Origin of the sequence: Cryobacterium sp. TMT1-62 (assembly GCF_004403145.1) — a bacterium.
Classification (GTDB): Bacteria; Actinomycetota; Actinomycetes; order Actinomycetales; family Microbacteriaceae; genus Cryobacterium; species Cryobacterium sandaracinum.
In genome coordinates this window covers 1-23,575 of the sequence record NZ_SOGZ01000027.1, presented here as the reverse complement: position 1 = coordinate 23,575, position 23,575 = coordinate 1, and the positions used below count along the sequence as shown (strand labels likewise).

The window sequence follows — 23,575 nt, the reverse complement described above, 5'->3', positions numbered from 1 at the left end:
TTGGCCCTGGACCCCGTTATCGGCCCCAAACCGGCCGTTTTCGGCAAAATCTCCGTCGAATTGGTTCGGCATCAGGCGCGGTGCTGCGCCGGCTGGACGGAATGCGCCGACTGGACGGGCCCTGCCGGGGGCGCAACCAGCTGACGGCGCCGGCTGGACGAGCTCTAAGCCCTCTGTCACCGACGAAAGGTACTCTGGTCCGATGACTGTGTGGGATGGCCTGACGGGTCAGGCGAGAGCGATCGCGATCTTCCGCGCGGCGGCCGAACGTCCGAGTGACGGAGACGCCGAGGCGCGCGCCGGGTCGGCCATGACGCACGCCTGGCTGATCACCGGGCCGCCCGGCTCGGGCCGCTCCAACCTCGCGTTCGCCTTCGCGACCGCGCTGCTCAGTCCCGGCACCGAGGCCGGTGACGAGAGCACCCGCCGCCTGGTCGACGCCCGGACGCATCCCGACCTGACCGTGCTCTCCACCGAGGGCGTCATCATCAAGATGGACTCGGTCAAAGAGGCCGTGAAGCGCTCGCAGTACTCACCGTCGGTGGGCCGTTACCGGGTGGTCGTGGTCGAAGACGCCGATCGCATGGTCGAGCGCACCTCCAACGTTCTGCTCAAGGCTTTGGAAGAGCCGCCGGAGCGCACCGTGTGGATTCTCTGCGCTCCCAGCGAGGCTGACCTGCTGCCCACGATCCGGTCCCGCGTGCGATCGGTGCGGTTGCGGGTGCCGAGCATCGACGACGTCGCCGAGCTGCTCGTGGCCCGGGACGGTGTCGACCGGGCCACCGCGGAACGAGCCGCTCGGGAGGCGCAGAGCCACATCGGCATGGCCCGCCGCCTGGCGACGAACCCCGAGGCGCGAGCGCGACGCGAGGAGACCCTGCGGGCGGCCCTCGGCATCCGCGGCGTGTCGGCGGCGGTGAATGCGGCGGCCCGGCTGCTCGCCATCGCCGGTGACGACGCGAAGGCGATCACGCTCGAGCGCGACGCCGCCGAGCGTGAGGGCGTGTTGCGCTCCCTGGGCGTCGAGCCGGGACAGTCGGTCCCGCCCGGCCTGCGCAGCCAGATCAAGGCCCTCGAAGATGACCAGAAGCGGAGGGCCACCCGCAGCCTCCGCGACGGGATCGACCGCATCCTGGTCGACCTCACCTCGCTGTACCGCGACGTGATCATGGTGCAGCTCGGCCGGGAGACCAGCGTCATCAACCGGGAACTCCTCACGGAGGTGCGGGCGGCGGGAACCGTCTGTGCGCCCGCCGCCACGCTCTTCACCCTGGACGCGATCGCCCAAGCCCGGCAGCGGATCGAATCGAACGTGGCGCCGGCGCTGGCCCTCGAGGCCATGCTCGTATCGGCAATCCGCCGGTGACCGAGAACACGTCCCAGAAAAGGGGAATCCGTTGACCAGACGAACTCGCGTGCGCACCCTGTCGGCGCGTGCCAGGGCCACCGCCCTGGCACTGGTGCTCGCCATGGGCCTCAGCGGCTGCGTGCCGCTGTTCCTGCCGGGGCAGGCGCCGACCACCTCGGTCCCGACCGGGGAGAAGGTCGACGCCGACCTCGAACCGTTCTATGACCAGGTGCTGAAGTGGGCGGACTGCGACTCCGGCCTGCAGTGCACCACGGCTTCGGCGCCGCTCGACTGGGCCGACCCGGGCAGCGGCGAGACGGTCGACCTGGCGCTGGTGCGGCATCCGGCCACGGGCACCCGGGTGGGTTCCCTGCTGGTCAATCCCGGAGGCCCCGGCGGCTCCGGTTACGACTTCGTGAAGGATTCCCTCGACTACGCCACGGATGCGAAGCTGCAGGCCGGTTTCGACGTCGTCGGTTTCGACCCGCGCGGGGTGGGCCGTTCCTCGGCGGTGAGCTGTTACGAACCGGCTGAGATGGACGAGTACCTCTACGGCTTGCCCGCCGCGGTGCGGGGGAGCGACGCCTGGATCCAGGAGCTGTCGACGGCCGCCGTCGACTTCGGGGCCGCCTGCCAGGAGAATACCGGCGCCCTGCTCGCACACGTCGACAGCCTCAGCGCAGCCCGCGACCTCGACCTGCTGCGCGCCGCGCTCGGTGACGAGAAGCTCAACTTCCTCGGCTACTCCTACGGCACCTTCCTCGGTGCGACCTACGCGGACCTCTACCCCGAGCGGGTCGGACGCCTCGCCCTCGACGGCGCCCTCGACCCGTCCACCAGCAACGCCGATGTGACCCGGGTGCAGGCCACCGGGTTCGAGAACGCGCTGCGCTCCTATCTGGCCGACTGCCTGGCCGGCGAGGAGTGCCCCTTCGATGGCACCGTCGACGAGGCCATGACTACCATCGGAGCCCTGCTCGCCTCGGTTGACGTCAGCCCGATCACGGCCACCGACGGCCGTCGACTCGGCGCGAACACGCTGCTCACCGCCATCATCTACCCGCTCTACCAGGCCACCGCGTGGCCGAACCTGAGCGAGATGTTCGCGAGCGTTCTGCAGGGCGATGCCGACATGGCCTTCCAGTTCGCGGACGGCTACAATGGCCGGTCCGCCGACGGCACCTACCGCGACAACGCGACCGAGGCCTTTCTGGCAATCAACTGCGTGGACTACAGCTACAACGACGATCCCGCCTCGATGCGCGCGCAGGCCGCCGAGATCGAACAGGCCGCCCCGACGATCGGCAAGTACATGGCGTTCGGCGACATCGGCTGCGCCAACTGGCCCTACCAGTTTGACGGGGAGCGGTCCGAGATCGCCGCCGAGGGGGCCGACCCGATCCTGGTCATCGGCACCACCAACGACCCGGCCACACCCTATGTGTGGGCCGAGAACCTGTCGGAGCAGCTCGCCAGCGGCCACCTCGTCACCTTCACCGGCGAAGGGCACACCGCCTACAACAAATCGAACGACTGTGTGAACTCGGCCGTCGACGATTACCTGCTGAAGGGCACGGTGCCGGCCGAAGACCCGATGTGCTGAGCATCCGCCTGGCTGCAGATTTGCGCGCTGTGTAAGAATTGAGGCATGTCGCTGCACCACGAGGAACCGGGCCTACGCGAACGTAAGCGGCTCGCAACGCGACGCGCCATCCAGCGCGCCGTGTTGACGCTCTCCTGCGAGCGGGGGCTCGAGAAGGTGACCGTCGAGGACATCAGCCGGCTCGCCGATGTGTCGCCGCGCACCTTCTTCAACTACTTCCCCTCGAAGGATGCCGCGCTGGTCGGCGACGAACTCGACCTCGCGTCCGAAGAGCAGATCGAGGCCTTCGTGCACGGCGGCCGCGATGGGGACATCCTGGCCCAGCTGGCCGCGCTGCTCTCGGTCAGCCTCAGGAACACCGAGGGTGACCGGGAGATCCACCAGCTGCGGCGTCAGGTCATGAAGGAGAATCCCTACCTGTTCGGGATGCGGATGGCCACCCTGCGCAACTTCGAGGGTCGACTGCAGGAGATCGTCACCCGGCGCTTCGTCGTCGACCACCCCGAGCTCGGCGCCGGCTCGGCGCAGCTTGAGCAGCGGGCGCTCCTGTTCACCCTGGTGGCCGTGGCTGCGCTCCGCCACGCCTGGCGGTGCTGGGCCGACTCCGACGCGGCCCGCCCCCTGGCCACGCACGTCGCGGCATCCTTCGCGGACCTGTACGAGATGACCCTGAAGACCAGCTAGACTTTGTAGCTGTGTCCGAGGTTTTCCGAGAGGAATAATCGTGACGCCGCCTTAGCTCAGTCGGTAGAGCGTCTCACTCGTAATGAGAAGGTCATCAGTTCGATTCTGATAGGCGGCTCCATCTCAACTCAGGCAGCCGTGGCTTTCGCTCGTGCCGCGCACGCCCGGCACGCAAGTGCTCACCGCGAAGTCACCCGAATCGCGTACAGGGGCGTTGGGCTCGTGGCCGGGACGAAATCGACCGCCTCATCGACCGAAGTCGCCTCACCCGCGTGGTCGCCAACCGCAACCTCGCGGAAAGCCACTTAGTGCACGCACGCACGCACGCACGCGGCGCGGCTCATCGAGCTGATACCGCTCTACTGAGCCCGCAACCTGAGGCTGACTGAGCCGACCGGGGCATCCGTCGTCACGTAAACGCGGAGATTTTCGGGAAACGCCGGTTCTACGGCCCGGCCGAGCGGCGTGTTGCGAAAATCTCCGGAGTCACCGTGCTGTCCCCACGGATGCCCGGTGCCGGGCCGCCGGACCAGGTCGCCGGGTCGTGACGGGCTCGGCCGCCGGCCGCCGGCCGCCCGCGATCGCTAGGCTGATCCCATGACCGACACAACCCGCACCGACACTATTCGCTGGGGAATCCTGGCCACGGGCGGGATCGCCCACGCATTCACGGACGACCTCGTCCGGAACGGTTTTCAGGTGCAGGCGGTCGGTTCCCGCTCGCAGGCGTCGGCGGATGCCTTCGCGGCCGAGTTCGGCATTCCCACGGCTCATCCGAGCTACGAGGCCCTGGCCGCGGACCCGGATGTCGATATCATCTACATTTCGACCCCGCATCCGTTTCACGCCGAGAACGCCAAGCTCGCCCTGAATGCCGGCAAGCATGTTCTGATCGAGAAGCCGATCACCCTGAACGGCGCCGAGGCCCGCGAGGTCGTCGACCTCGCCGCGACCCTGGGGCTGCTGGTGCTCGAGGGAATGTGGACCCGGTTCCTGCCGCACATGGTGCGCATCCGCGAGATCCTCGCCGAGGGCACCCTCGGCGACGTGCGCACCCTGATCGCCGATCACACCCAGGACCTGCCGGATGACCCGGCGCACCGGCTGAACGCCATGCACCTGGGCGGCGGGGCGCTCCTCGACCTCGGCATCTACCCGCTCACCTTCGCGTCCGAACTGTTCGGACGCCCCGAGACGATCCTCGCGACCGCCACCTTCAAGGCCACCGGCGCCGACGCGCAGATCGCCACGACCTTCCGCTACGCGGGCGGGCAGATCGCCCAGACCCTGTCGGCCAGCAACACCACCGGCCCGAACACGGCCACCATCCTCGGCACGCTGGGCCGCATCGACATCGACCGGGTCTGGTACTCGCCCACGGACTTCCGGGTGCTCAACAGCGCGAACGAGGTCATCGAGACCTTCACCGCCGAGATCAACGGGCGCGGCATGCACTACCAGGCGGCCGAAGCGGAGCAACTGATCCGGGCCGGCAAGATCTCGAGCGACATCCTGCCGGTCGAGGAAGTGGTGGCGATCATGGAGACGCTCGACCTGGTGCGCGCGCAAATCGGCCTGCGGTACCCCGGGGAGTAAGCGGGAGTCCGTGCGCTGTGCTCCGGTCGATAATCTGACCAGTAGAGCGGGAGGGGGCAGAATGGCGCTGCGTGGATCCAGTGGTGGTGTCACGAACCGGCCTCACCGCCCCCATACGTGGCCGTTGCGGCTCCTCGGCGCGCTGGTCGCGTGCTCCGTCGTCGAGCCGCTCGAGTTCGTTCCGCCCGTCGGATGACGCCACCCCCCGTTTTGGGGTGGTCGTACTCGGGGGCGTTGGTCCATCGGCCCATGACGGCTCGGCTAGCGTGTACGCAACGGGAGCGGGGGATCCGATGCACGCCAACGCGCACGCGGATCGAATCGATGACCGCTCCCTTCGCCATGCGCGGCTCGGCCGCTGGATCCTGTGGCTGATGTGGGTGCTGCTGATCGGTTACGCGATCGGCCTGTTCGCCTCCTTCGGCCCGGTTTTCACCGGCTCCTTGTCGCTAATCACTGCGGGGCTCCCGGCCCTGCTCTGCTGGGCAGCCGCGCTCTGCGCGGAGCGCGGCCGCACGCAGCTGATTCTGGTGTCGGCCGCGATGACGGCCTTTACTCTCGGCAGCACCTATTACCTGCTCGCGGGCGCGGCGACCCTCTCGTTTCCGTCTCCGGCCGACATCGGTTACACGCTTTTCTATCCGCTGATTCTGGCCGGACTGGCTGTCCTGGTCCACCGTCAGCGTGGTGAAATACCCCGGTCGGTCCTGGTGGACGGAGCCATCGGGTCGCTTGGCGCGGCATCCGTGCTGGCCGTGTTGCTCAGCCCGGTGATTGCATCCGCGGGTGTCTGGCCGCCCTCCCCGGCCGCCCTGGTGTCCGCCAGCTACCCTCTGCTCGATCTGTTGCTCGTGTCGGTCATCACGGGGATTGCCGCCGCCCGCGGACTCGACGTGGGCCGACGGTGGGCCCTGCTGGTGCTCGGACTCCTGATCTTCGCGGCAACCGACGCCGTCTACGCCTTCCAGGTTTCCGCCGGAACGTACACCTTCGGGGAGCCGTTGGATGCGGGCTGGGCGCTCGGCCTCACCCTCATTGCGGTCTGGGCGTGGGACTTGGCTCGGCCCGGTGTCACCGCCCGGCGCCCCCTGAGCGGCGTGTGGACTCTCGCGGTGCCCGGGGCAGCCACGATCGCCGGGATGGCGGTGCTCGTCCTCGGCACGCAGGTGAAGATCTCCACAGGCGCCGTGCTCCTCGCAGGCGTGACCCTGGTGCTCGGGACCGTGCGCACTCAGCTCGCCTCCCGGCAGATCGGGCGGATGGCCGACCTTCACCGCCAGGCGAGCACCGACGACCTGACCGGGCTGCCGAACCGGCGCGCCCTCTACGCCGAGGCATCCGCTCACCTCGTGCCCGGGGACGGCCACCGGAGCGCCCTGCTGCTCCTGGATATCGACCGGTTCAAGGAAGTGAACGACAGTCTCGGCCACGACGTCGGCGATTTGCTGCTGGTGCAGGCCGGATCGCGCCTGTTCGATCAGCGACGACCGGGCGATCTTCTCGCCCGGCTCGGCGGCGACGAGTTCGCGCTTTTGATCCAGGACGCCGGCCACGACGAGGCCGTGGCGGCGGCCGTGCGGCTGCGGGCGGTCCTGGCCCGGCCGTTCACGCTGGAGGGCATCGCGATCGAGTCCAACGTCAGCATCGGCATCGCCCTATTCCCCGACCAGGGTGACACCCTCAAGGTGCTGCTGCGCAAGGCCGACATGGCCATGTACAAGGCCAAGTCCTCCCGCAGCGGGCACCACGTCTTCGTCTGCTCCGACGACGATCACGGCGACTCCAGGCTGCGGATGATGGAAGACCTGCGCGGCGCCCTCGCCATGGACGAACTCGTGCTGCACTACCAGCCCAAGATCGAGCTGGCCACCGGGCACGTGCACGGTGTGGAGGCGCTGGTGCGCTGGCAGCACCCGAGCCGGGGTCTGCTGCCTCCCGACGTGTTCCTGACCCTGGCCGAAGACGTCGGGCTCATGCGCGACCTGACCCGGATCGTGCTGGGAAAGGCGCTCGACCAGGCCGCGGTCTGGCGTGCGCAGGGAACACCGCTGACCGTTGCGGTCAACATGTCTCCCAGCACCCTGATCGAGTCCGATCTGCCCGCACGCATCGCCGCCATGATCCAGGTGCGGGGGTTGTCGGCCGCCGACCTGATGCTGGAGATCACCGAAGAGTTCCTGATGGAAGACCGGGCCAGGGCCAGGGACATCCTGATCCGCCTGCGGGAGAGCGGCATCCGCATCGCCGTGGATGATTTCGGCACCGGCTACAGCTCCCTCGCCTACCTCCGGGACCTGCCGATCGACGAGCTCAAACTCGACAAGTCCTTCGTGTTCCCGATGGCCGACGACGCCAGGGCCGCGGCCCTGGTGGCCTCGATCATCGCGCTCGCGCACAGCCTCGGCGTGCGCATGGTGGCGGAGGGCGTCGAGGACGCCGTCGCCTACGCCGAGCTGACCCGGTACGGCTGCGACGAGGCCCAGGGCTTCCACATGTCCCGCCCGCTTCCGGCCGCGGCACTGGATGCCTGGCTCGCCGCCCGGCACGCGCCGGCGGCCACGCGGGCGCCGTCGCAACGCCGCAGTAACGCCGTTGCAACGCCGTGGGCACGAGGCACAGGCTGACTCACAAGCCCGGCGGGTAGGGTTCACGGGTGGAAGAATCGAAGCCTCGCAAACGCCTCGCGGCCGTCCTCGTCGCCGTGGCGGTGCTGCTGGGCGCGGGTGCCGTCCTGATCGGGGCGTCGACCCGGGCCCCGGATGCCGTGGCCACCGCCTCCATCGCCGCCGCGAACACCGGTGCGAGCGTGAACGTGCCGGCCGCGGAACCCGTTTCGGAGCGCCCCGTGCCGGTCACCGCCTCCGATGCCAGAAACCTGCGTACGTGTTCGGTCTCAGCGCTGGCCGCCGACCCCCGGTTGGCTGATTTCCAGGCCCAGGTGGTCAACGCCAGCACCGGCGAGGTGCTCTTCGACCGCGGTGGCGATACCTCCTCACGCACGGCGAGCGTGCTCAAGGTGCTGACCAGCGCCGCCGCCCTTGAGGTGCTCGGACCGGACTACCGGGCCACGACCACCGTCGTCACCGGCAGCACACCGGGGTCTGTCGTGCTGGTCGGCGGGGGAGACCTCACCCTCACGCGCCTGCCCACCGGCACGGAATCCGTCTACCCCGGCGCAGCCCACGTCGATGAGCTCGCCCGCCAGACCCTCGACGCCTGGCGGGCGAACCCGGCGAACCCGCCGATCACCTCCCTCGTGCTGGACGCCTCGTTCTTCGGCGGGCCCGGCTGGGAACCGAGCTGGGATGAACTGGAACGCAACGCCGGTTCCATGCCCGACGTGACCGCCCTGCAGGTCGACGGTGACCGCGACGACCCCTCGCGTCAGAGCTCTTCCCGNGCAACGCCGGTTCCATGCCCGACGTGACCGCCCTGCAGGTCGACGGTGACCGCGACGACCCCTCGCGTCAGAGCTCTTCCCGCAGCGCCGACCCCGTCGGGCGCGCCGGCGCGGCCTTCGCCGCCGCGCTCGGCGGCGGCGTGAGCGTCAGCGTTGGCACCGCGCCGGCCGGGGCCGAACAGCTCGCCGCCGCCCGGTCCCAGCCCGTGTCCGTGCTGATCGGGCAGTCGCTGATCGTGTCGGACAACACTCTCGCCGAGATGCTCGCCCGGCTCGTCGCGGTGGAGTCCGGGGCCGGCAACACCTTCGGCGCCCTGCAGGAGTCCGTCGTCGCGGCGCTCGACGCCTATGGCATCGACACGACCGGCATCATCATCCGGGACGGCTCAGGCCTCAGCGACGACAACGCCGTACCGCCGTCGTATCTCACCCGGCTGTTCGTCAAGATCAACGCGCGCGACGGCGACCTCGGCGTCATCTTCGACGGCCTACCGATCGCCGGTGGACCCACCGGATCGCTGTCCTACAGCGACCGGTTCACGGGCGACAACGCCGTCGCCGACGGCGCCGTCTTCGCCAAGACAGGCTGGATCGACACCGGCTACACGCTCTCCGGCATTATCCGGGCGGCCGACGGCACGCCGCTCACCTTCGCCGTTTACGCGCTCGGGGATGTGAGCGATAATGCGAAGCAGGCGCTCGACACCATCACCGCCGGGTTCTTCCGCTGCGGCGACAACCTGTCGAACTCCTGACTTCAACCGGCGACAGAAGGAGCAATCCGTGACCAGGGCCCTGTTCATCATCGACGTTCAGAACGATTTCACCGAGGGCGGGGCCCTCGCCGTCGAGGGTGGGTCTGCGGTGGCCGCGGGCGTCAGCGCGCTGCTGGCGGAACATCCGGATGCCTATGACGTGATCTTCGCCTCCCGCGACTGGCACGACCCCGACAGCGACAACGGCGGACACTTCGCCCGGGCCGGCGAGCCAGGCTCCACGGACTCCTGGCCCGTGCACTGCGTGGCGGGCACCCCTGGCGCCGAGTACCACCCCTCGCTGCTGTTGCCGGACACGACCATCCACATTCGCAAGGGGCAGGGCCACGCGGGCTACTCCATTTTCGACGGCATCTCGCTGGGCGGCGAGAAGACGGGCGAGCTGCTCATCGCGAACGGGGTGACCGACATCGACATCGTCGGCCTCGCCACCGACCACTGTGTGCGCGCGTCCGGCCTGGATGCGCGGGGCCACGGCCAGCATGTGCGGGTACTGACCGACCTCGTCGCCGGCGTCGCCCCGGACACGAGTGACGCGGCCCTGGGCGAGCTGGCCTATGCCGGTGCCGTGCTCGTCACCTCCGACGTGGTCGTCTGAGCGTGGGGGTGACCGGCCGGGCGAGTCCGGCCCCGGCGGGACCGGCCGCGGCGGTTTCTGCTTCGGCGGGCTCTGCTTCGGTGGGCTCTGCAGGCGGGGCGCTGTTCGCGCAGCGCCTCGACGGCGTGCGGATCGCCTACGACGTCGTGCCCGGCGAGCGCCCGATCCTGCTCGTGCACGGGTTCGCGTCGACATCGCAGGTCACCTGGGTCGGCACCGGCTGGGTGCGAGCCCTGCAGGACGCCGGGCGCGGCGTGATCACCCTCGACCTCCGCGGTCACGGCCGCAGCGACAAGCCGCACCGCAGCATCGACTACCTGCCCCGGCAACTCGCCGCCGACCTCGTGGTCGTGCTCGACGCCCTCGGGCTGGAGCAGGTCGACGTGGTCGCCTATTCGATGGGCTCGCGCGTGGCGGCGGCGCTCGCGCGGCTGGCGCCGTCCCGGGTGCGCCGACTGGTGCTCGGCGGAGCCGGGCCGGACGAACTGTTCGAGACCTGGCATCCGGATGCCGTGCGCCGGTTCGTGACCGACGGCACCGCCGGCGCCGACCCGTCGATCGCGGCGATACTGGGTGCCGCGATCACCGCCGGCGCCGACCGTGAGGCCCTCGTGGCGTGCGTCGGCGGGGTGGCCGGCTCCTCGCTGGACGTGCCGGTCGAGATTCCCGTGCTCTACGTCGCCGGCGGCGCCGACTCCATTCCGGCCGGGATCGCCGAACTTGCCCGCGCGCGCGGTGCCGACTACCTCGAATTGGCGGGCCGGGACCACGTGAACACGCTCACCTCCCGCGAGTTCAAGCGCGCCGCACTGCAGTTCCTGGCCTGAGCGCCCTGAGCGCCCTGAGTCCGGGCTTTCGCTCGCCTCTTACGCCCCGAACGAATTCGACGGAGATTTTGCCTGCATCGCCCTAAACACCTTCAGAAACCCGCACATATCGCAAAATCTCCGTCGAATTCGTTCGCGCTGTGGGGCGGAGCGCGTGGGGGCTGCCCGAACCGCACAAGAGATGCTGCGCATCCGGCTGGCGCTGCTGGGCAACCGGCCGGTGTTGGGGCTAACTCAGGAGATCCGTCCGGGCCGGCCCGGACATCCGCGCTGGTTCCGCACTGGTCCGGGGCGGCCGGGCCACCGGGCGATGGATGTCCTGAGTTGGCCACACGCGCGAGCTCGGCTGGCCCTGGCCCTGACCCTGACGAATTCGACGGAGATTGTGCCCATAACCGCGTCCAACACTCCGAAAACCCGCACATATTGCAAAATCTCCGTCGAATTGGTTCGCCGCCGGCTGGGGGAGTGAGCCCCGGCGCCTCCCCTAGGCTGGGGGCGTGCGGGCCTCGCTGCCGAGGCCGCCGAATGCCGACCGGGGGACCGTCATGACAACCGACATCCAGGATGCGATGGGTTCGGTTTCGACAGGCTCGACCACCGGATCCGGCTCGTTCACCGGCGCCCGGGGCAGGAAGTACTGGCTCGCGCCGGCCGCCGCGATCTTCGCCGTCGCCTGGGGCGGCAACGAATTCACCCCACTGCTGGTGATGTACCGACAGGCGGACGGGTTCTCCAACCAGCTGGCGAACCTGCTGCTCGGGGCCTACGTACTCGGCATCATCCCGGCGCTACTGATCGCCGGCCCGCTGTCGGACCGGTTCGGCCGCCGACCGCTGATGCTGCCCGCGCCCTGGGTCGCGATCGCGGGGAGCGTGCTGCTGGCCCTGTCCGCGGGAAATGTGCCCATGCTGCTGGCCGGCCGCATCCTCTCCGGCGTCGCCCTCGGCCTGGCCATGGCCGTGGGCACCAGCTGGGTGAAGGAACTCTCCGCGAGACCGTTCGACTTCGGGGCCGACCGTTCCTCGGGGGCACGACGGGCGACCATCGCGCTGTCCCTCGGTTTCGCACTCGGCGCGGCGAGCTCTGGAGCGCTGGCCCAGTGGGCACCGTTCCCCGGCGTGCTGCCGTACGCGGCGCACACCGTCATCGCCGTGCTCTTCGGCCTTCTGCTGTTTTGCACCCCGGAGTCCCAGGGGTGGGGCATCGCGGCCGGGGCCCTGCCGGCCGTCCACCCGGCCATCTCCCCGTACCCGCGGTTCCTGCTCCTGATCGTGCCGGTGGCGCCGTGGGTCTTCGGAACGGCCACGACCGCCTACGCCATCCTGCCGGCGCTCGCCGCGACTGAGATCCCGTCCGCGCCGGTGGCATTCGCGGCCCTGCTCTGCGTGGTGGCTCTCGTCGCGGGAGCGTCGCTGCAGCTCTTCAGCCATCGCATCACCGCCGGGCACAATGCCCGAGGCATCATGTTCGCGCTGATGCTGACCGTCGGGTCGCTGCTGCTCGCATCCGTCGCCGTGAGCCCACCCGTGCTCTGGCTGATTTTGCCGGCGGCGGCCCTGCTCGGCGCCGCGTACGGCCTGCTGATGGTGTCGGGGCTGCAGGAGGTGCAGCGGATCGCGCCGCCCGACCACCTCGCCCGGCTGACCGCGATCTACTACGGCATCACCTACCTGGGGTTCTTCGTGCCGTTGGCGCTGTCCCTGCTCGAGCCGTGGCTCGGCTACCCGGCGATGTTCGCGGGCGGGGCCGCGTTCTCGGCCGTGTCGCTGGTGGTGGTGATGCTGGTCTTCCGCCGGGACATCTCCCTGCATCGCGCCGCGGCGAGCCGATGAAATCGCGCGCGACCTGCAGCCCGCAAAAAAAGTTTTACAGAGATTTCCATGCATGTGCATCCGTTTGGGGACGTGCGAGAGAAGTAGGGGTTATAGAGGTTTCAAGAATCTCTTCAGAGTGACCCACTCACAGATCCATTACGCAGGAGGAAACGATGCACAAGTCCCTCAAGATCGGAATGACGGCCAGCGCTCTCGGTGCTCTCGTCGCCCTCGGCGGTCTCGCTCCGGCACAGGCAGCCGAAGACGTCGCGAAGCTGTCTGTGTTCCACGGAGTTCCCGGCCTCACCGTCGACGTCTACGTGAACGACAAGCTGACCCTGGACGACTTCAAGCCGGGCGACCTCGCCGGTCCGCTCGACCTCGCACCCGGCACCTACAAGGTGGCCATCACCGCGTCGGACGCAGCGGATGCCAGCGCACCTGCCATCGGCCCGGTCGACCTCCCGCTCGAAGCCGGCATGAACTACACCGCCGCCGCGCACCTCGACGAGGCCGGCAAGCCCACGGCGTCGCTGTTCACCAACGACATCTCGCAGCTCGCCGCCGGGGAGGGCCGCCTGACGGTTCGCCACGTGGCAGCAGCCCCCGCGGTCGATGTTCTCGCCAACGGAGCCGTCGCGATCACCGCCCTAATGAACCCGAAGGAATCCGTGCTCACGTTGCCGGCCGGCACCATCTCGGCCGCCGTCGCCGCAACCGGAACGACTGACCCGGTGATCGGCCCGGCAGACGTCAACGTCGCAGAGGGCACGAACACGATCGTCTACGCGTGGGGCAGCCTGACCGACAAGAACCTGGCCCTGGCCGTTCAGACCATCGACGGGCTTCACTCCAACCCGGACAGCATCCCCGCCGGTGAGGCCGGTCTCGTCGCCACCAACCAGGCGGACGACTCCATGGGGCTCATGGTCGGTGGCTTCGCCGCCGTGCTGATGGGTCTGGTCGCCGCCGCCGTCGTCGGTATGCGTCGCCTGTCCGCGGCTCGCCGCTAGTCACGCCAGTCAGAAAGGGAGATCCACAATGAGAGCCACAGTGGGCACTTTCACAGTGCTCGCTGTGGCTCTTGCCCTGCTCACGGGCTGCAGCAGCGCCCCGAGTACATCATCGCCCACGGCCTACGTTCCCCCGACGAACGCAGCGCCGACTCCGACGCCGTCGGCCCCGCTGCCCGTCGCCGAGGTCGACGTGCCGACCGTCAGTTCCTCGCTGGATCAGAACCAGACCCCGCAGGCCCGGCCGCCCCAGACCATCCGAGTCGACTCCCTCGGAATCGACATGGCCATCGAGTCCGTCGGTCTGGCCGACGACGGGGCGATGGAGCTGCCAAAAGACCCCTCGCTCGCCGCCTGGTATCGCTTTGGACCGTCACCGGCCAGCACCACCGGCGCGACCGTGATCGCCGCCCACGTCGACTCCCTGATTTACGACATCGGACCGTTCGCCCAGCTCGCCTCGGCGCGTGCGGGCACCGAGATCGTGGTGACCACCGACGACGGTCAGGAGCGTCGCTATTCCGTGGAATCCGTTCAAACCGTGGCCAAACAGGATGTGCCCTGGAACTCGATCTTCGACCGGTCCGGTCCCAACCGGCTCACCCTTGTGACCTGCGGCGGCGAATTCGACTACGACGCCCGCACCTATCTGTCCAACGTAATCGTCTCGGCGAGTCCAATCGCATGACCCAGGCACCATGACGCAGAGGGGTGGCTATGCTGGTCATCACGGTGGTCGAGGCTTGCTCTCCGGCGGAGTCTGACATGTACGACCTCCCGATGCGCTCACCAACCGGGGGAAACCGATACGACGTGACGGCACTCACCGACGAAGACGACCACGCCCAGCTCGTTCTCGCGTTTCGGGCGGGAGACGAACGTGCGCTCGCCGAGGCCTACGCCCGCTGGTCATCCCTCGTCTACACGATCGCCGTTCGTTCGCTCGGCGATCCCGGCGAAGCCGAAGACGTCACCCAGAAGGTCTTCATCGCCGCCTGGCGCGGGCGGGACGGATTTGATGCGTCGCGGTCGCCTCTGCCGGCCTGGCTCGTCGGGATCACTCGGCACACCGTTGCGGATGCCCACGAGGCCCGCTCACGACGGCGGCGGGTCGAGGAGGCTGTCCTCGTCGACACCGCGCTCAGCCAGACCGACGAATCCGCCGACATCGCGGATCGTGTGCTGATGAGCGACGAACTTCGCCGGCTCGGACCCGTTCCGCAGCAGGTGATGCAGCTGGCCTTCTACGACGATCTCACGCACACCCAAATCGCCGATAACCTCGGACTGCCGCTCGGCACCGTTAAGAGTCACATCCGCCGAAGTCTTTCGAGACTGCGCACCAGATTGGAGGCGAACGATGACACACATTGACCGGGAAAACCTCGCTCTCATCGCAATGACAGAGTTCGACCTCACCGAACCCGAACGCCAGCACCTGTCGGAATGCCCCGAGTGCTCCCTGGAACTCATCGCCCTGCAGCACACCGCCCACGTCGGCCGGTCCGCGCGCAGTGTGCAACTCGTGGAGCCCGGCGATCGAGTCTGGGCCGGTATCCACGCCGCCCTCGGCCTGTCCGACGCCGTGGCCGCCACCCCTGGGCGCAGCGGCTACGAGGCAGCGGACCAGCCCCCTGCAGCGGTCGAGCCTGTCGAGACCCCTGCACCGGTGGTCGAGCCTGTCGAGACCCCGTCCGCCACGGTCACCGACATCGGCTCCGCCCTGCGCCCCCTCCCACGACGCCGCAACTGGATGCCGATGGCCGTGGCCGCCGGCATCGCCGGGCTGCTCGGCGGCCTCGGCGGCGGCATCTGGTGGCAGTCCGCACAGCAGCAGGAACCCGCGCCGGTGCTACTCGCCGAGGCCCAGCTGGACCCGTACCCCGGCTGGGACGCCGCCGGCAGCGCCTACGTCGCGAAGACGGCCGACGGCCACCGGGAGGTCGTGCTCGACGTCACCGGGGTGAGCGCTGACACCGATCTGCGCGAGGTGTGGCTGATCAAGGCGGATGCGTCCGGGCTGATCAGCATCGGACTGCTCGACGGTGAGTCCGGGCGCTTCGCCATCCCCGACGGCGTCGACCTGTCGCAGTACCCGCTGGTCGACGTCTCCGCGGAACCCGACGACGGCGACCCGCAGCACTCCGGCGAGTCGATCCTGCGCGGGGAACTGCGCACGGCCTGACACCACCCGCACGTGAGTGTCAGAGCGTATTGCCGAGCTTGAAGCCGTGCTCCACGTCGTTCTGGCGGGTGTACGAGAACCCGTCGGCGCCGACCGTGACGGCCATCTCGCTGGACTCGGTGCGGGCCATGACCGGCTGGGGGTTGCCGTCCAGATCGAGCACCAGTGAGGCATCCGTGTACCAGCTCGGCACGACCGCGTTGCCCCACCAGTCGCGGCGCTGGTTGTCGTGCACGTCCCAGGTGACGACGGGGTTGTCGGGGTCGCCGGTGTAGTAGTCCTGGGTGTAGATCTCGACCCGGTGGCCGTCGGGGTCGCGCAGGTAGAGGTAGAACGCGTTCGAGACGCCGTGGCGGCCGGGGCCGCGCTCGATGACGTCCGACATCCGCAGGGCGCCGAGCTTGTCGCAGATGTAGATGATGTTGTGCTTCTCGTGCGTGGAGAAGGCGATGTGGTGCATCCGCGGGCCGTCGCCGCCGGTCAGGGCGGTGTCGTGCACGGTGTCCTTGCGGCGCATCCAGGCAGCGTAGGTGACGCCGTCTTCGTCCTGGATGTCCTCGGTGACGCGGAAGCCGAGGTCCTCGAGGTAGCCGCGGCCGAGTCCCACGTCGGGGGTGACCTGGTTGAAGTGGTCCAGGCGCACGAGGGCGCCGGGACCCTGCAGGTCGTAGCGCCAGGCCAGGCGTTCGACGTGGTCGACCGAGTAGAAGAACTCGTAGGGGAAGCCGAGCGGGTCTTCGACGCGCACGGAGTCACCGACACCCTTTGCGAACCCGTTGATGCGGCGTTCGGTGCGGCAGCCGAGCTCCTGATACCAGGCCTCGGCCAAACCCACGTCTTCGGGGGCGCGCACCCGGAAGGCCATCGCGGCGACAGCGGCGACCGGGCCCTGGCGCAGCACCAGGTTGTGGTGGATGAACTCCTCGAAGCTGCGCAGGTAGATCTCGGTGTCGCTCTCCTCGGTCACGACGAGGCCGAGCACGTCGACGTAGAACGCACGCGAGCGGGCCAGGTCGGTGACGACGATGTCCATGTAGGCGCAGCGCAGGATGTCCGGCGGGGTCGCGGTCGGCGTGGGGATGGGGGTGGTGGTCATGGAATCCTCCTCATTGAGATGTCGCGGTGGTCGAGCGTGTCGGTGGTCGAGCGTGTCGGGACCCGGGACTGGGGACCCGAGATCAGTGGGCGCCGAAGCGGGCGGTGTGCACAGGCCCGAGGGAAACGTGCACGGCCTGCTGCTCGGTGTAGAAGTCGATCGAGCGGTAGCCGCCCTCGTGGCCGAGGCCCGAGGCCTTGACCCCTCCGAACGGGGTGCGCAGGTCCCGCACGTTGTGTGAGTTGAGCCAGACCATGCCCGCCTCGATCGACTGCGCGAAGGTGTGCGCCCGGGTGAGATTGCTGGTCCAGATGTATGCGGCCAAGCCATACTTGACGCCGTTGGCCAGCTCGAGGGCTTCTTCGTCGGTGTCGAACGGCGTGATCGCCACGACCGGTCCGAAGATCTCCTCCTGGAAGATGCGGGCCGTCGGGGCGACATCCACGAACACGGTCGGGGACACGTAGTTGCCCTCCGGCAGGTTCTGGGGGCGGCCGCCGCCGGCGAGCAGGCGGCCCTCGCTCTTGCCGATCTCGACGTAGCTCATCACCTTGGCGTAGTGCTCGGGGTGCACGAGCGCGCCGACCTCGGTGGCAGGGTCGTGTGGGTCGCCGACGACGATGTTCTGTGCCCGGGCCGCATAGCGGGCGCAGAAGTCGTCGTAGATCGGGCGTTCCACCAGGATGCGGCTGCTGGCGGTGCAGCGCTCGCCGTTGAGCGAGAACACCCCGAACAGGGTCGAGTCGAGCGCGGCCTCGAGGTCGGCGTCGGCGAAGACCACGGCGGGGGACTTGCCGCCGAGCTCCATCGACATGCCCTTGAGGTTCGCGGCGCAGTTGCGGTAGATGGTCTGACCCGTGGTGGTCTCGCCCGTGAACGAGATGAGGGGGACATCCGGATGCTTGACCAGCGCGTCCCCGGCCTCCTCACCCAGCCCGTTGACCAGGTTGAAGACCCCGTCGGGCAGCCCGGCGGAGCGGAAGATCTCCGCCCACAGGCTCGCCGACAGCGGCGTGAACTCGGCCGGCTTGAGCACGACCGTGCAGCCGGCGGCCAGTGCGGGGGCGAGCTTCCAGCTCTCCAGCATGAACGGGGTGTTCCACGGGGTGATCAGCCCGGCCACGCCGACCGGTTTGCGGAAGACGTAGTTGATCTGGCTGCCTGGCACCTGGTAGGTGTCGTCGGTCTGCGCCACGATCAGGTCGGCGAAGAAGCGGAAGTTCTCGGCTGCCCGCTTGGCCTGGCCGAGGGCCTGGGTGATCGGCAGGCCGGTGTCGAACGTCTCGAGTTCGGCGAGGCGGGCATCCTGGGCCTCGACGGCGTCGGCGATCTTGTTCAGGATGCGGGAGCGTTCGCGCGGCTTCATCCTCGGCCACGGCCCGGCCACGAAGGCGTCGGTCGCGGCGGCGACGGCGAGGTCCACGTCTTCCTTCTGGCCGGCTGCGGCGGTGGCGTAGGTCTGGTTCGACACCGGGTCGAGCACGTTGAAGGTCGCGCCGGAGACGCTGTCGACGAACCGGCCGCCGATGAAGTGCTGGATGCGGGACGGCAGGTTCTCGGGCACGTGCTGCGCGCGGGTTCTCGTGGTGGTGGTGTCGGTCACGGCGGTCTCGGTCATGGCTCAGGCTGCTTTCGGGGTGAAGCCGGCGACAGTGAAGCCGTCGACGGGGGAGAGGTACTGCTCGCCGGCGGCCAGGAGCGCCTGCATTTTGGCGATGCCCGCATCCGTCGGGGTGATCAGCGGCGGGCGCACGAAGCCGCTCTCGATCAGGCCGCGCTGCTCGAGCACCCATTTGCCCGGGGCCGGGTTCGTCTCGACGAAAAGCAGGTCGACGAGTGGGTGCAGGCCGTAGTGGATGCGCCGGGCCGTCTCGATGTCGCCGGCCATCCACGCGTTGTACATCTCGACGTGCGCGACCGGGGCGATGTTGCTCGTGGCGCTGATGTATCCCACGCCGCCGAGGGCTAGCAGAGGCAGGCAGAGCAGTTCGATGCCGCTCCAGACCAGCAGTTCGGGGCCGCAGAGCTGCAGCACCCGGGAGAAGTGCTCGAAGTCCTTGGTGGTCTCCTTGACGCCGACGAAGTTGTCGAAATCGCGGTAGAGGCGGGCGATGGTCTCCGGGGCGATGTCCACGGCGGTGCGGCTGGGCACGTTGTAGGCGACGATCGGCAGGTCCGGAAACTCCTCGGCCACGGTCTTGTACCAGACGTAGAGGGCTTCCTGGGTGGGGCGGGCGTAGTAGGGGGTGATGATCAGGGCGGCGTCGACGCCGGCGTCCTGGGCCGCGGCGGTGAGCTCGAGGGTCTCGTCGAGCTTGGCCGAGCCGGTGCCGGGCATGAACGGCACCCGGTCGCCGACCGCGGCGGCCACGGTGCGGATCGCGCTGGCACGCTCGATGATGGTCTGCGAGCTCGGCTCGCCGGTGGAGCCGCCGAGCGAGATCCCGTGCGTGCCGGAGGCGAGCTGCCAGTTCACGAGGTTGGTGAGGCCGGCGTGGTCGACGGCGCCGTCGGCCGTGAACGGGCTCATCAGGGGCGCGATAGAGCCTGTGATCTGACTCGGGTCGGTGCGGAACTTCATTGTTCTTCCTTTCGAGGGCAACGGATGCGTCCGCGACTGTTGCCGAATCGGACGAATGTTCCCGGTGTGCGGGCAACAGTCGTCCGTTACGGGAACAGTTGCGGGATTGGCTGTTAGGGGGTGGAGGCGGTGGGGGCGGTGTGCTGCTGGGCGAGGAAGGCGTTCAGGGTGCCGAGCCGGTGGTCGCGCGCGGCCAGTTCGATCTGCAGGGGATCGGCGCCGTCCTTGATCAGGTCGAGCAGCGCGGTGTGCTCGGCGACGGACTCGTGCGCCCGACCGGGCACGAAGCTGAACGTGGATTCGCGAAGGGTGCCGAGCCGGCTCCAGCCCCGCTGCACCAGGTCGAGGATATGCGCATTGCTGCAGGCCTCGAACAGGGCCGAGTGGAACTCGCGGTTCAGGCTGGTGAAACGCACCGGGTCGAAGTGGTGCAGGCACTCGTCCATCTCCGCGTTGATCTCCCGGGCGCGCAGCAGCGTCTCCGGGTCGAGCCGCGGCGCCGACAGGGCGGTGGCGTAGCCCTCGACGAGGGCCAGCGTCTGCATCGTGTGGGTGTACTCGGTGACGTCGAGCATGGCCACCTGGGCGCCGACGTTGCGCTCGAACGTGACCAGCCCCTCTGCCTCCAGCAGTCGGATGGCTTCCCGCACCGGCACGGTGCTGACACCGATCTCCCGGGCGATCTGCCCGAGCACCAGGCGGTAGCCCGGGCTGAAGCTGCCGTCGGAGATGCGGGCCCGGATCCACCGGTGGGCGAGCTGCGCCTTGCTCAGCGACGCCTCCGCGCCGGTGGTCGAGACGCCGGTGGTCGAGCCAGTCGCAACGCCAGTCGAGCCCGCCGAGCCTGTCGATCCAGTCGATCCAGTCGATCCTGTCGAGACCGAGGCCGTCATGCCTGCTCCTCCAGCCAGACCCGATAATGGGCCTTCCACTCGGCGTTCATCGGGTAGAGCCCGTCGACGCCGTGCCCGGCCGTGACCATGGCGGCGATGAAGGTCTCCTCGCGCTCCTGCACGATGGCTGCGGCGACCACCTCCTCAACCAGGTGCGGCGGGATCACGATCAGCCCATCGGCGTCCCCGACGATCACGTCGCCGGGCTGCACGGATGCCCCGCCGCAGGCCACGGTCAGGTCCGTGTCCCACGGCACGTGCCGGCGTCCGAGCACGGCAGGGTGCGGTCCGGCGTGGTAGGTCGGGATCTCCAGGGCGGTGACGGCCGCGAGATCGCGCACACCGCCATCCGTCACGATGCCGGCCGCGCCGCGCATCTGGGCGCGCAGGGCGAGGATGTCGCCGACCGTGCCCGTGCCGCGCTCGCCGCGGGCCTCGATCACGAGCACGTCGCCCTGTCCGAGCGAGTCGAAGGCGCGCTTCTGGGCGTTGTAGCCGCCGCCGTGCGACTCGAACAGGTCCTCCCGCGCCGGAATGTACCGGAGTGTGCGGGCCCGGCCGACGAGACGGGCGCCCGGCCGGGTCGAGCCGAGGCCGTCGATCGACACCGAGTTGAGCCCGCGCTTGCGCAACTGGGCGCTGAGGGTGGCGGTGCCCACACTGTTGATCCGGGCCTTCAGCTCGGGGGTGAGGGCGAACGGCGGGGGCGTCTGCTCCGCTGTGGGTGCGGTGACGGATGCCGGTGCGAGCCCGGCCGCCTCCGCCGAACCCCACGCCTCGGTGCGCTGCAGATCGTCGACCCGCGGGCCGGCCCCGAACGCGCCGAACGGCACCGTGCCCTGCCGAATCGGGCTGACGAGGCGGCCGGTGCGGGGTGCGCCCGGGGCTCCTGGGGCATCCACTTCGACCTCGACGATGTCGCCGGGCACGACGACCGACGATCCGGCCGGCGTGCCGGTGAGGATCAGGTCGCCGGGCTCGAGCGTGAGCAGCTGCGAGAGGTCGGCGACGAGCCGGCCGAACCCGAAGAGCAGGTCGGCGGTCGTGTCCTCCTGTACGAGCGTGCCGTTGACCCAGGTGCGGATGCGCAGCGCTGCCGGGTCGAGGCCGGCCGCCGGCAGCAGTGTCGGCCCGATGGGGGTGAAGCCGTCGGCGCCCTTCGAGCGCAGGTTCGAGCCCTTGTCGGCGTAGCGCAGGTCGTACACGCCGAAGTCGTTGGCACAGGTCACGTGCGAGACCGCCGCCCAGCCCTCCTCGGGCGAGACGCCGCGGGTGCGGCGCCCGATCACCAGCGCGATCTCGCCCTCGAACACCAGCAGCTCGCATCCGTCGGGCCGTTCCACCGGCGTGCCGCTGGAACTCCGCGACGACGCCGGCTTGAGGAAGTACGACGGCTGCTCCGGCGTGCGGCCGCGCTGGGCGGCCCGGCTCGGGTAGTTGAGGTGCACCGCAATGATCTTGCCCGGTGTGGCGAGATCGGTGGTGGCGGTGACGCTGATACCCGCGCTGTTGCTTGCGCTGCCGGTCGCGCTGGTGCTTGCGCTGTTGCTTGCGGTGACGTCGGCGGCGCCCACGGAGGTCGAGTTCGGCATGTTTTGCGGCTTTCTAGTCGTGCTGGGAAATGCCGAGCGGGACTCCACGGGTTTCCTTCACCACGGAGACCGCGACGAAGGAGATCGTGGCCAGCACCATGATGTAGATGCCGATCGACGGTGACCAGGCGGTCTCGTCCAGCAGCAGCTGCGCGATCAGGGGAGCGAACGCCCCACCGAGGATGGCACCCATGGCGTAGCCGATGGACACGCCCGAGTAGCGTACCTGAGCCGGGAACATCTCCGCGTAGAGCGCCGCCTGTGGACCGTACGAGAAGCCGAGCCCGCTGGCCAGCACGACGAGCGCCACCGTGAACCAGAGGATCTCGCCGGTGTCGATCAGCAGGAACATCGGGATGGCCCAGAGGAACAGCCAGGCGTAGCCGAACTGGAACGTGCGGATGCGCCCGATCTTGTCGGAGAGGATGCCGCCGATCATCGTCGACGCGAGCCAGAACGCGGCGGCGATGGTGCTGGCCAGCAGCACGGGGGAGCGTTCCATGCCCAGGCCGCCGGCCTCGACCGGCTTGGTGGCGTAGGAGGAGAAGAACGCGATCAACAGGTAGCCGGCGGCGTTGTTGGCGATGAAGATCAGGGCGGTCAGGATGACCTGGCGCCAGTGGCCGCGGAAGAGCTGGCGGAGGGGGGCGGCCGATTCCTTCTTGCGATCCTGCATCTCCTTGAAGACGGGGCTCTCGTCGACCGAGCGGCGAATGATGAAGCCGACCACGATAAGCAGCACCGAGACGAGGAACGGGATGCGCCAGCCCCAGGCGAGGAAGGCCTCCTCGCTCATCGTGCTGGTCACCAGGAGCATGACGCCGGTGGCGAGGATGAGCCCGGTCGGCACGCCGATCTGCGGGTACGCGCCGAAGAATCCGCGCTTGTTGACCGGGGCGTGCTCAACCGACATCAGGGCGGCACCGCCCCATTCCCCGCCGGCCGAGAAGCCCTGCAGGATGCGCAGCACGATCAGCAGGATCGGCGCCCAGACGCCGATCTGCTCGAAGGTCGGCAGGAGGCCGATCAGTGCCGTGGCCGCGCCCATGATGACGAGGGTCAGCACGAGCATGGCCTTGCGGCCGAGGCGGTCACCGAGGTGGCCGGCCACGACCGCGCCCAGCGGGCGGAAGAGGAAGCTGATGCCGAGGGAGGCCCAGGCCACGAGCTGCGCCAGACCGGCGTTGTCGTTGGCGAGCGGGGCGAAGTACAGCCCGGCCAGCACGAGGCCGGCGGCCTGCGCGTAGATGAAGAAGTCGTACCACTCGATGGTGGTGCCCACCATGGTGCCTGCGAGGACCCGGCGTTCCTCGTGTCGTTTCGCGGCGGTCGCTTTCGCGGCGCTCGCTCGGTCGGTCGTCAATGCCATGGAATACCCCTTTGTATTTCCCTGTGTGGTGCTGGAATCGTGCGATCTCGAAACGGTATCACAGATCGTATATTATCTACAGGGCTAGGAACGGGGTCGTCCGGGGGGCCTGGATGGTGCCGCCGTCTCGTGGTCCGGATGCCGCCGTGCGCCGGGCCGGCTGCCGGCGCCCGCCCGGCTGCCGGCGCCCGCCCGGT

Annotated in this window: 20 protein-coding genes and 1 tRNA gene; 15 read left to right on the top strand and 6 right to left on the bottom strand. The window is 69.1% G+C overall.

Annotation, left to right across the window (positions count from 1 at the left end):
- The first annotated feature begins 202 nt into the window (after positions 1-202).
- The 15 genes from E3T34_RS07285 to E3T34_RS07220 all read left to right on the top strand — a co-directional run bounded on the left by E3T34_RS07285 (position 203) and on the right by E3T34_RS07220 (position 15,847).
- Positions 203-1,366 carry a DNA polymerase III subunit delta' gene (locus E3T34_RS07285; RefSeq protein WP_134342590.1) on the top strand — a complete coding sequence of 388 codons (1,164 nt, stop codon included), beginning with the start codon at positions 203-205 and terminating at the stop codon, positions 1,364-1,366.
- A 31-nt stretch (positions 1,367-1,397) separates the two neighbouring features.
- Positions 1,398-2,951: an alpha/beta hydrolase gene (locus E3T34_RS07280; protein WP_233191132.1), complete on the top strand. Its 1,554-nt coding sequence runs from the start codon at positions 1,398-1,400 to the stop codon at positions 2,949-2,951.
- Positions 2,952-2,996: 45 nt separating this feature from the next.
- Positions 2,997-3,635 (top strand): TetR/AcrR family transcriptional regulator, encoded by a 639-nt coding sequence (locus E3T34_RS07275; RefSeq protein ID WP_104170792.1) that lies wholly within the window; start codon positions 2,997-2,999, stop codon positions 3,633-3,635.
- Positions 3,636-3,680: 45 nt separating this feature from the next.
- Positions 3,681-3,756 (top strand) — tRNA-Thr (locus E3T34_RS07270).
- Positions 3,757-4,232: 476 nt separating this feature from the next.
- Entirely contained in the window at positions 4,233-5,231 is a 999-nt protein-coding gene (locus E3T34_RS07265; RefSeq protein WP_104099405.1) for a Gfo/Idh/MocA family protein, read from the top strand.
- A gap of 293 nt (positions 5,232-5,524) precedes the next feature.
- Positions 5,525-7,855 (top strand): bifunctional diguanylate cyclase/phosphodiesterase, encoded by a 2,331-nt coding sequence (locus tag E3T34_RS07260; protein ID WP_134342589.1) that lies wholly within the window; start codon positions 5,525-5,527, stop codon positions 7,853-7,855.
- A gap of 29 nt (positions 7,856-7,884) precedes the next feature.
- Positions 7,885-8,658 (top strand): D-alanyl-D-alanine carboxypeptidase, encoded by a 774-nt coding sequence (locus E3T34_RS16715; RefSeq protein ID WP_255570925.1) that lies wholly within the window; start codon positions 7,885-7,887, stop codon positions 8,656-8,658.
- Positions 8,646-9,386 carry a D-alanyl-D-alanine carboxypeptidase gene (locus tag E3T34_RS16710; RefSeq protein WP_255570924.1) on the top strand — a complete coding sequence of 247 codons (741 nt, stop codon included), beginning with the start codon at positions 8,646-8,648 and terminating at the stop codon, positions 9,384-9,386. The genes E3T34_RS16715 and E3T34_RS16710 overlap by 13 nt, the downstream gene beginning before the upstream one ends.
- A gap of 28 nt (positions 9,387-9,414) precedes the next feature.
- On the top strand, positions 9,415-10,005 hold the full coding sequence (locus E3T34_RS07250; RefSeq protein WP_134342588.1) for an isochorismatase family protein: 591 nt from the start codon (positions 9,415-9,417) through the stop codon (positions 10,003-10,005).
- 80 nt (positions 10,006-10,085) lie between these two features.
- Positions 10,086-10,832 (top strand): alpha/beta fold hydrolase, encoded by a 747-nt coding sequence (locus E3T34_RS07245; protein WP_241977362.1) that lies wholly within the window; start codon positions 10,086-10,088, stop codon positions 10,830-10,832.
- A gap of 548 nt (positions 10,833-11,380) precedes the next feature.
- Positions 11,381-12,667, top strand: a complete 1,287-nt coding sequence (locus E3T34_RS07240) for an MFS transporter (protein ID WP_198412271.1) — start codon at positions 11,381-11,383, stop codon at positions 12,665-12,667.
- A 155-nt stretch (positions 12,668-12,822) separates the two neighbouring features.
- Positions 12,823-13,662, top strand: coding sequence for a DUF4397 domain-containing protein (locus E3T34_RS07235; RefSeq protein WP_134342587.1), 840 nt, complete (start codon positions 12,823-12,825; stop codon positions 13,660-13,662).
- 28 nt (positions 13,663-13,690) lie between these two features.
- A complete protein-coding gene (locus tag E3T34_RS07230) occupies positions 13,691-14,350 on the top strand; it encodes a class F sortase (protein ID WP_134342586.1) in 660 nt (219 codons plus the stop codon).
- A 29-nt stretch (positions 14,351-14,379) separates the two neighbouring features.
- A complete protein-coding gene (locus E3T34_RS07225) occupies positions 14,380-15,036 on the top strand; it encodes an RNA polymerase sigma factor (protein WP_241977361.1) in 657 nt (218 codons plus the stop codon).
- Positions 15,023-15,847, top strand: coding sequence for an anti-sigma factor domain-containing protein (locus tag E3T34_RS07220; protein WP_134342585.1), 825 nt, complete (start codon positions 15,023-15,025; stop codon positions 15,845-15,847). The genes E3T34_RS07225 and E3T34_RS07220 overlap by 14 nt, the downstream gene beginning before the upstream one ends.
- Before the next feature lie 19 nt (positions 15,848-15,866).
- Here the strand turns inward: E3T34_RS07220 and hpaD are convergent, their stop codons facing one another.
- From hpaD to E3T34_RS07190, 6 genes are all read right to left on the bottom strand, one after another.
- On the bottom strand, positions 15,867-16,943 hold the full coding sequence (gene hpaD / locus E3T34_RS07215) for a 3,4-dihydroxyphenylacetate 2,3-dioxygenase (RefSeq protein ID WP_134342584.1): 1,077 nt from the start codon (positions 16,941-16,943) through the stop codon (positions 15,867-15,869).
- A gap of 82 nt (positions 16,944-17,025) precedes the next feature.
- Complete coding sequence (hpaE, locus tag E3T34_RS07210; RefSeq protein WP_104099412.1) at positions 17,026-18,561, bottom strand: 5-carboxymethyl-2-hydroxymuconate semialdehyde dehydrogenase; 1,536 nt, start codon at positions 18,559-18,561, stop codon at positions 17,026-17,028.
- Positions 18,562-18,564: 3 nt separating this feature from the next.
- Positions 18,565-19,524 carry a 4-hydroxy-tetrahydrodipicolinate synthase gene (gene dapA, locus E3T34_RS07205; protein ID WP_134342583.1) on the bottom strand — a complete coding sequence of 320 codons (960 nt, stop codon included), beginning with the start codon at positions 19,522-19,524 and terminating at the stop codon, positions 18,565-18,567.
- Between the two features lie 113 nt (positions 19,525-19,637).
- Complete coding sequence (locus E3T34_RS07200) at positions 19,638-20,417, bottom strand: GntR family transcriptional regulator (protein ID WP_134342582.1); 780 nt, start codon at positions 20,415-20,417, stop codon at positions 19,638-19,640.
- Positions 20,414-22,009, bottom strand: a complete 1,596-nt coding sequence (locus E3T34_RS07195; protein WP_134342581.1) for a fumarylacetoacetate hydrolase family protein — start codon at positions 22,007-22,009, stop codon at positions 20,414-20,416. The genes E3T34_RS07200 and E3T34_RS07195 overlap by 4 nt, the downstream gene beginning before the upstream one ends.
- 13 nt (positions 22,010-22,022) lie before the next feature.
- Complete coding sequence (locus E3T34_RS07190) at positions 22,023-23,378, bottom strand: MFS transporter (protein WP_104099416.1); 1,356 nt, start codon at positions 23,376-23,378, stop codon at positions 22,023-22,025.
- Positions 23,379-23,575: the final 197 nt, after the last annotated feature.